At 35.3% G+C, this 8,791-nt stretch carries 8 protein-coding genes; 2 read left to right on the forward strand and 6 right to left on the reverse strand.

The window, feature by feature from the left end; all coding sequences use genetic code 11:
* Positions 1–319 precede the first annotated feature (319 nt).
* The 6 genes from uvrC to GO685_RS01980 all read right to left on the reverse strand — a co-directional run bounded on the left by uvrC (position 320) and on the right by GO685_RS01980 (position 7,163).
* Positions 320–2,140 (reverse strand): excinuclease ABC subunit UvrC, encoded by a 1,821-nt coding sequence (gene uvrC / locus GO685_RS01955; RefSeq protein WP_175937337.1) that lies wholly within the window; start codon positions 2,138–2,140, stop codon positions 320–322.
* Positions 2,125–4,242 carry a glycine--tRNA ligase subunit beta gene (gene glyS, locus GO685_RS01960; protein ID WP_175937338.1) on the reverse strand — a complete coding sequence of 706 codons (2,118 nt, stop codon included), beginning with the start codon at positions 4,240–4,242 and terminating at the stop codon, positions 2,125–2,127. The genes uvrC and glyS overlap by 16 nt, the downstream gene beginning before the upstream one ends.
* Before the next feature lie 3 nt (positions 4,243–4,245).
* On the reverse strand, positions 4,246–5,085 hold the full coding sequence (locus GO685_RS01965; RefSeq protein WP_175937339.1) for a glycine--tRNA ligase subunit alpha: 840 nt from the start codon (positions 5,083–5,085) through the stop codon (positions 4,246–4,248).
* A 55-nt stretch (positions 5,086–5,140) separates the two neighbouring features.
* Complete coding sequence (locus GO685_RS01970; RefSeq protein ID WP_175937340.1) at positions 5,141–5,887, reverse strand: phosphatidylglycerophosphatase; 747 nt, start codon at positions 5,885–5,887, stop codon at positions 5,141–5,143.
* Positions 5,888–6,001: 114 nt separating this feature from the next.
* Entirely contained in the window at positions 6,002–6,544 is a 543-nt protein-coding gene (locus GO685_RS01975; protein ID WP_175937341.1) for a hypothetical protein, read from the reverse strand.
* A gap of 91 nt (positions 6,545–6,635) precedes the next feature.
* Entirely contained in the window at positions 6,636–7,163 is a 528-nt protein-coding gene (locus tag GO685_RS01980) for a phospholipase D-like domain-containing protein (protein WP_175937342.1), read from the reverse strand.
* A 462-nt stretch (positions 7,164–7,625) separates the two neighbouring features.
* On the opposite strand from GO685_RS01980, the gene GO685_RS01985 reads away from it, so the two are divergent.
* Together GO685_RS01985 and GO685_RS01990 are read left to right on the forward strand one after the other, a co-directional pair.
* Positions 7,626–8,081: an RDD family protein gene (locus GO685_RS01985; protein ID WP_246226343.1), complete on the forward strand. Its 456-nt coding sequence runs from the start codon at positions 7,626–7,628 to the stop codon at positions 8,079–8,081.
* Between the two features lie 20 nt (positions 8,082–8,101).
* Complete coding sequence (locus tag GO685_RS01990) at positions 8,102–8,578, forward strand: RDD family protein (protein WP_175937343.1); 477 nt, start codon at positions 8,102–8,104, stop codon at positions 8,576–8,578.
* Positions 8,579–8,791 lie beyond the last annotated feature (213 nt).

Here is an 8,791-nt window from a genome sequence, read left to right on the forward strand (position 1 = left end):
GGTGTTTTTTCTCGATTTGACAAGACTGCTGAGGTTTTTATGGGTTTTTTAAACTTCGTTGGTTCTCTCATATGGCTTCTCTAAAATTTTGTTCACAGAGCCTAAGAAAATCCTTGAGGAGAAGTTGAGAAAAGCTATCTTCATAGCTCGTGAAAAATATGAACGGCTCCAAGAAAAGTCAAGAAAATGATTAGTAACACAAAAGGCAAGTCAGCGGAGCAGTTGAATAGCAAAATTGTTAGAATGAGATGGCGGTGCAGTGTGGTTTGAGGCTAAAGTTTAAAGTCTTTTTGCTTGTATCTCAACCACATCTCTGCATCTATTCTTTGTTATTCAAGTGTTTAAGAACAGATTTTGCTAATTCTTTACTAACCCTAGCTACACTTTGAATTTTAGCCAGAGAAGCTTTGCTTATGTTTTCCACTGAACCAAAATGAGACATCAATGCATTTTTTCTTTTGTTACCAATGCCAGTTATTTTACTTAACGGTGAAACGAAAAGCTGTTTATCGCGCTTTTTTCTATGTGAAGCAACTGCAAAACGATGAGCCTCATTACGCAGCGATTGTAAATAAAGCATGACTTTGCTGTCATTTGCTAGAGTAAACTCTTCTCTGCCCGGCATATAAAATCTCTCATTTCCTGCGTTGCGATAGGGGCCCTTTGCCATACAAGCAAAAGGAACATTTATATTCAATATTTCTAATACATTTTTTACTATGGAAACATGCCCAGGCCCGCCATCAATCAATAGAAAATCAGGAATTACGTCCTTTATCTTGCCAGAGAAACGTCTGGTTAGCACTTCTCTCATCATTTTATAGTCATCACCTGAAATTTCTTCTTTTATAGTAAATTTTCTGTATTCACTTTTTAAAAAACCTTCCTGCCCTGCAACAATCATCACGCCAACTTGTTGATTTCCAGATATATGGCTATTATCATAAACTTCGATACGTTTTGGAACATTTGGTAACAAGAAAACTTTACTCAGCCCTTCAAGTTTTTCCAGACTGTTTTTATAATCAGTAAGCTTCTGCTCCAAACTATGACGAGAATTATCATAAACGAATTTCAACAAACTATGTTCTTTTTTATTTTTTGCATGCAAAACTTTTATTGGTTTTTGAGTAACGTTACGTATTGCCTGCTCAACGATTTCATTACCTGTAACAAAACCAGGAACATAAATTTGTGCTGGAGGTATGTTAGCTGAATTATACAAATTGATCAGAAAGGTGGATAAAATTTCATCATCTGGATGATCATTGCAGTTCTCGACAAAGTAAGGAGTGCTTCCATAATTGTCTTTATTTCTGAACGATAACACACCAATGCATGCCAGATCCTCTTCACGTACAATGCTGAAAAAGTCTGCATCTTTTTCAAAAGAAAAATCCGTTCGCTGCATTTGAATTTGCTCAAGAAATTTTATCCGATCTCTATATACAGCAGCAAGCTCATAATTTTCCTCACTGCTGCACTTTCTCATTATGGAAAGTAATTGTTCTTTCACTTCCTTATTTCTTCCAAGCAATGTATCTCGTGTTTGTTTTACTGACTGGCAGTAATCACCTTTCGTGATTTTATTTACGCACGGTGCTGAGCAGCGCTTAACTTGATACTCAAGACATGGTCTTTTTGTTGAGGAGAAATATCGATCTGAACATACTCTCAAAAGGAAAGCTTTTTGCAATGACAATATAGTCTGCTTAACAGCATCAGCAGATGGAAAGGGACCATAGTAGTGAAACTCATTCTTTTTAAATTTGCCTCTGTATCGTGCTATTCTTGGGTAATCGTGTTTGGAAATTATTATGTAAGGATAAGATTTTCCATCCTTGAGCAAAATATTATAAGGTGGCTTCAGTGATTTTATTAACTGCGCTTCAAGAAGCAGTGCATCCACTTCATTTTCAGTTAGAAAGGTCCTAATCTCAACAACTTGTGAGAGCATAACTTTGATTCGTTCAGAAAGGTTTTCATATCGAAGGTAGCTAGATAACCTCGATTTTAAGTTTTTTGCTTTTCCAACGTATAAAACCTTATCCTTCTCTCCTATCATCTTATACACACCACAAGACTGTGGAGATAACTCAATTTGTTTTTTTATCGCCTGAACATTTATGACATGGCCCATTGTTTGACTTGTATGAAGCTAAAATCTGCTACTAAATGAAAGATGGAAACAACACTTGCAAGCAAAGACAACCTATTTTTTCTCAGCTTGTCAGAATCGCAGTTGATCTTTACACTGTTCATAAATTGGTTGATAAATGGAGCAAAACCAGTAAGTTCATCAAGTGCTGTGTTGAAGTAAGCATTTTTTATTGCTTGTTTAATGCTTTTACAAACAGCCACAGCACAATTTGATAGTGCTATTTCTTCACTATCAATCAAAAACTTCTTATTATAAGATGCACCGTAAGTAGTGTTGTCATTTTTTTCTGCTTTATTGACTATGTTACTGACCCTTTTATAAGTGTTCAGAACCTGTTCACCTTCAGGCGTACTGAGATAATGATCTAATACAACAGTTTGCTTTTCTGCTGTTAGCAGATCATTAATATCAGTTTTATATAATATTGAACCTACAATATCTTGCTTTATACCTCTATTTTTTAGAATAACCTTGAATCTTTCCAGGAAGAATTTAAACACTAGTTCTGAAATTTTTTCCTTACTTGGCTTATTAGATTGATCAAATGATGTTACATCCTCAGTAAATGTAAGTTTTGGATATAAAGACACTGACTTATCTACCAATAGCCTGATTGGAACATGTAAGTTATTTTCAAGTATTGTTCTAATTACACCAATTGCCATTCTTCGCAAACCAAACTGATCATACGAACCTGAAATCTTTTCACCTGCTGCAATCAAACCAACTAAACTATCTACTTTATCAGCAATGGCCATAGCAATTGCAGCAGGAGATTTAGGGCATTCTTGCTCTGATCCGATCGGCTTATAATGCTCAGTTATAGCTTCCACTATTTCTTCATCCTCTCGAAAGTAAGAAGCATAATAACCACCCATTGTTCCTTGCAACTCTGGAAACTCTTTTACTATCGACGTTGCAAGATCTGCCTTTGCTAAATATGCGGCACGCTCAACTTTAATTAGTGAAGCACGCGGAACATATATGGCTATGTATTTCGATAGAGCTATAATTCGCTTTACTTTTTCTCCAACACTACCAAGAGAAGCATGAAACAATATCGAACCTAATTTCTTGACATAATAATCCAGATTTTCCTTTTTATCCTGAGATATCAAAAACTGGGCATCAGCAAGACGTGCTTCCAATATTTTTTCGTGTCCCTTGACAACTTCATCATTGTTAACGTTGACAACAGTGACAAAGTGCGAAATTCTTTGCCCATTACTTAAAGCAAGGTATTTTTGCTGCGTATTAATTATGCTAAGAACTACTTCCTTCGGTAGTCCAGATGACTTTTCTTGATCTACTTTGCAAAACAGCACAATCGGCCATTCTATAAGTCCCGTTAATTCATTCAATAAATAATCATTTTCTTCGAGTTGTAAACTCTGCTCTTTTGTAAATTTATCGATCTGATCCAGTATGAATTGTTTTCTTTTATCTGGCTGGAGAATGACATTGTTTTTTTCTAGCAATGCAAAGTAGTCTTTAGGTGTTTCAGCAGTGAGCGTCGTACCATTTGAGAGAAATCTATGTCCATACGTTACATTGCGCACTGTGACTCCTGCAAAAGATACAGGTATTATCTCATCATTTAAAATGCATAGAATGTTTTTAATTGGTCTAACCCATCTCTCTTTTTCTTCACTCCACCTCATGCTTTTTGGCCAAGAGAAATTTTTCAACATCTCCTCTAGCAGATTTTTGAGAAACTCTTGGACATTAAATGAGCAAACATCCTTTTTGATGAAGAAAAAGTCTCCATTACCTACCTTACGAACGAATAAACCTGTCTCACTTTTTCCATTTTTCCTCAAAAAACCTTCAACAGCACTCTTTGGTGCGTTAACATTTGGTCCTTTAACTTCATCATTGGAACCCTTGAGTCCCGAAATGCTTATATTATCAACAAAAAGAGTAATGCGGCGTGCCGTTATAAAAACTTCTATGGATGCAAATTTCAGATTGTTTTTGTTGAAAGCATTAGCAACATAATTCTTAACTTGAGCTGTAGCTGAATTTTGCATTCTCGGTGGTATTTCTTCTGAAAGGCATTCAAATAATAATTGTGACGACATATGTTACTTACTCATATATAACTCACAACATTTTTTTGTCAGCTCTCTAACTCTACCAATATACACTGTGCGCTCATTCACACCAAGCACACCTCTTGCATCAAGCAGATTAAGTAGGTGGCTAGTTTTAACGCATTGGTCATAAGCTGCTACTGGTAATTCTTTTCCAATAAGAAATTTACATAGTTTTTCTGTGTCCTCAAACTGCTGCTGTACCACTTTAGTATCATAATAATCAAGCGCCAGGTGAGAAAATTCATACTCTCTTTGCTTAAAAATGTCTCCATAAGTTACGCCGCTGTCGTTCCAAATTATATTGTAAACATTATCCACACCCTGTATGCACATTGCTAAGCGCTCCAACCCATACGCCACCTCACCAGGAATTATTTTGCAGTCAATACCTCCTACTTGCTGTATATAAGTAAGTTGTGTTACTTCCATCCCGTTGCATGTAACTTCCCACCCAAGCCCTGATGCACCAACACTTGGATTTTCCCAATCATCTTCAATAAATTTAATATCATACTTCTTTGTGGATATGCCAAGAGCCTTTAAGCTACTTAAGTAAACATCCTGCAAATTATTACCGGAAGGTTTGATTATAACTTGGTATTGATGGTGTTGATATAAGCGATTAGGGTTATCACCATAACGTCCATCTGCTGGCCTAATTACAGGTTGTAGATACGCAATCTTTGTTGGTTTTGTGTCAATTGCTGACATGATTGTTGCAGGATGCAACGTTCCAGCTCCAACTTCGGATGTGTACGGATGGAGTATGGTACATCCTTCACCAGCCCAAAAATCTTGCAATCTCTTTATTATACTTTGTAGGTTCACGTAAACTGCACACTTTTTATACTGAATATATAAGCAAATAGGTACTATTCAATATTTATTTTTTTATTGTGTTATGCAAGTAGTCACTCAAGACTACTGAATTTTCTTTCACATATTGAATTATGCTCTTGTTTAGAACAATTGCGTTATGCATAGTTAAATCGCAGAATATAAATGCAGTCAAATACAGCAAAATTACTACATAAAACGTATGAAAAATTCCCTCAAATGCAATTGATATTGCATTGTTATAACTGAGCTGTATCGAACTTATTGGCCAAGGTTTTATCACTTCCACAATATTAAAAAATGCATAAGGTATAATAAAGAAAAAGAACAAATGCATGAAATCATTAAACCAAAACGGACATTGAAGTATCTGCTTACATATGCTTCCATAGAGTTTACTTACAGCATGATAAATTGACATTATTGCTGGCATTGAAAGCGCAACAGTCAGCACCTGCCCTGATGCTATTTGTATTACTATATTCTCACCACTGTTTGCTGAAGGGTCTTGAGTATGAAAAATGGATACTCCAACTAACTGTAGTACTAACATAACTATTGCCAATTTCACAAAAATAGCAGCCACAACTACGCCCGAACTTGGCATTTTGTATAGTATAAAATCTCCTCCGTATACGAGAACCAATATGATATCGGTAACAAATAATATAAGAAAAGAAGACCAATAGTTCTGCCAACCTGGTAAGTACCCTATTCCTAAAAAAGAGCTCACTATTTTAGCCGGAAAAACTTTACCTAATGTCTTTTCCAAAGTTGTCCAAAAAATCTCCATGTCTCAAGTAATATTTAGCTAATAGAGTTATACTTTATTGTAACAGACTTATCAATAGTTCAAGACAAATAAAGCAAACATATACAAAATCTTTCCATTGAGAAAAATGCTACTTTAGCTAAAACATGTTTTTAAGTTTTGCCAAAACCCTGGTTTATTATCATTAACCTTTGTGAATGCTATATTTAAACTGCATTGCGGATCACTTGGCGCATCATGTCTAATGTTAAGTGTTGAAGTTTTATTATCACAAGCAAAAACATCACCATATGATAACTCCGTTGTGTGGCACTTTATATGCTCTTGCTTATCATACACTAGATCATCTGATTTCCCTTCTAGTTCTGCAAATTCAGCTTTTTTCTGACAGTCTTTTATTTTTATTAAATCCTTATCCAGTGATACTGAAACAGGTAACATATTCCCAGCATATTCTTTAGCTAAAAGTTCACTTTGGGGGTACATTTTTATTTCCCTACCATAATGCGAGTCCATAAAATTGTCAGCGTAGAACTTATCTCCGTCATGTATGCACTCGTTAGTTGCATAGGGTACACCGTTGTAACTGCATTGAACTTTATAGTCTCCTGCCCCGTTATTGTGAAAAAAACCATGAATGGTAGTGTCACTACCAGTAGCATCGTTTATATAATCCATCGCCTAATTCCTAAAACCTTTAACTTATTATAGCATGCGCAATTACATCAATCAACTAGAAAACTTCTTTCCACTATTTTTCAGCAAGTGCCTAGGGAGCGTATTGATAGGATTGTGACTTCCGTGTTTCCCAGTTTTTTACATACTGCTGAACTAATTCAGGGTATTCTTTAATAATTAATAGATTCTCAGCATTTCCTTTTTCGGCTGTTTTACTGAGGTTAAATGACCCTGTGATGACTTTTTGATTATCGACAATTATTACCTTATTATGGGCGATTTTTGGCTTATCATCAATCCAAACTGGTATTCCACTTGTAAACAATTCATTTATAACACTATATTTCGAGTAAAGTTGCGATTTATCCAAAATGACTTTAACATCAACACCACGCTCCTTAGCATTAATCAAAGCATTTGCAATCGCTTTAAGAGTAAATGTATATTCTTGAACTAAGATGGATTCTTTAGATTGGTCTATCTCGCTGATTATCGGCACAGCACAGTCTTCTTCAGGCGAGAAGCAAACTGTAGCTTTTGGGCATGGCGAAGATATAGGACCTGCATAGTAATACAGAGAAAAACACAACAACAAAAGCAAAAGGTATAAAAACCTCACAACCCACACCTGAACGTATGGTGATAGGCTACATTATATTTTAATCATCTGTCAATAGACCTCTTGCACATCAAACTAGCTTTGACATGCGCGCCTTGATAAGGCTCACCTAAAAAGGACTCTTTTTAAACTTCTTTGTTGAAATAAAATAGAAGCAAAAGTGCTTGTTTCTTGCAGCTTTTGGATAATTTAATGGTAAAAGTTTTAGGGAGAAATTTTGTACAATAGTCGCTGATATTTTTCCTTAAATTGACGCCACTGAGCGTGCAGTTTCACCTTCCCTTGTAAAATATTTCAGCTCTAATACCTTACGTTATGAAGATATAAGCTAATATTATCCAAATCAGCATGTTTACGATTATTTAATCATTGACATGATATATTAAGTAATTATGTACCGAGGGAATATGGATACTAAAATAAGTGATGCAAGGTTTACAAGACGCATTTTAGCAGAAGCACTTGATTTTCTCATGTTTTCCCCCTCATCTTATCTGTGGCGTATTCATTTATATATTACTATATGATAAAGATTTTTTTCAGGAAGCTGAACAATTAGCAACAAAAATACCATTTGTAGTTTATATAGCGACCACAACATTAGTACTAACAGTGTTTAAAATATTAATGGTAACAAAACTTGGTGGTACTCCAGGAAAACTATTGTGTGGCATGTATATTAAAGACGCAAGTACACTTAAGAATGTTACTCTAATCCAAGCAGCAATAAGATGTATTTCTAAGGGAGGCCCCTGGATTATTTTTCGCTTTCTGCTTTATTCGCAACATTACGATTATGCTTATTTATGTCTTTTAATTGTGCTAATTTTAGTTTTATTTGCAATATTTGACCAACGCAAACAGACTGTGTATGACAAGATTGCAAAAACAGTAGTGATAGATTATAAACCTAGCTAACACTTTTCTATAGGCAATGTATGGATAAAAAAGTAAACTACTCAACAGTGACAAGACGTGCTTTAGCACTTATAGTTGATTGTGTTTTACTTATTGTAATACCGTTTGTTTTGGTGGCGGTAGGTTTCTCACTCACACACGCAATAAAAGGGGTCATAGGGGCAATAATTGTAATCACCACGATTGTATTTTCTTTATTTTTGATGATACCATGTGTATTTCATATATTCATGCTAGTAAAGTTTGGCGGCACTCCAGGACACTTGTTATTTAGCATGCGTGTGAGAGACAAAGATACACTTGAGCAGATCACTCTAATACAAGCAATAAAAAGGACTATCGCTTTTTTCATAATTTACTGTATACCGCTTTGCAATCCTATTTTATTCCTAGCTATACTAATCTTAGTTTTAGTATGTGCAGTAGATGATAAGCATAGACAAGCTTTTCATGATAAAATTGCAAATACGGTAGTGATAGATTATAAACCCAGTTGATATTTTCCTTTAAGCCAGCAACTAACGGCGTCATGCAAGCAGCCCATTTCTTGTCATTCCAACACCCTCTTTTCTTATCACCCAAGTAGCCAATAACGCTAACTATGGATTAGAAAGAGAGCAGAGAGAGAAATAGGGTAAACTCCAGTATTTTAGCAACAATAAGAGGTTACCCAATGCATAAGAATATAGCAGAGTTATTCTGTTTTGTAG

Source organism: Wolbachia endosymbiont of Madathamugadia hiepei (assembly GCF_013366855.1).
Lineage (GTDB): Bacteria > Pseudomonadota > Alphaproteobacteria > Rickettsiales > Anaplasmataceae > Wolbachia.

What these genes read in the sequence shown, in the direction of transcription:
- uvrC (WP_175937337.1), bottom strand. Translation starts at nt 2,140, where the DNA reads ATGGGCCATGTCATAAATGTTCAGGCGATAAAAAAACAAATTGAGTTA.
- glyS (WP_175937338.1), bottom strand. Translation starts at nt 4,242, where the DNA reads ATGTCGTCACAATTATTATTTGAATGCCTTTCAGAAGAAATACCACCG.
- GO685_RS01970 (WP_175937340.1), bottom strand. Translation starts at nt 5,887, where the DNA reads ATGGAGATTTTTTGGACAACTTTGGAAAAGACATTAGGTAAAGTTTTT.
- GO685_RS01975 (WP_175937341.1), bottom strand. Translation starts at nt 6,544, where the DNA reads ATGGATTATATAAACGATGCTACTGGTAGTGACACTACCATTCATGGT.
- GO685_RS01990 (WP_175937343.1), top strand. Translation starts at nt 8,102, where the DNA reads ATGGATAAAAAAGTAAACTACTCAACAGTGACAAGACGTGCTTTAGCA.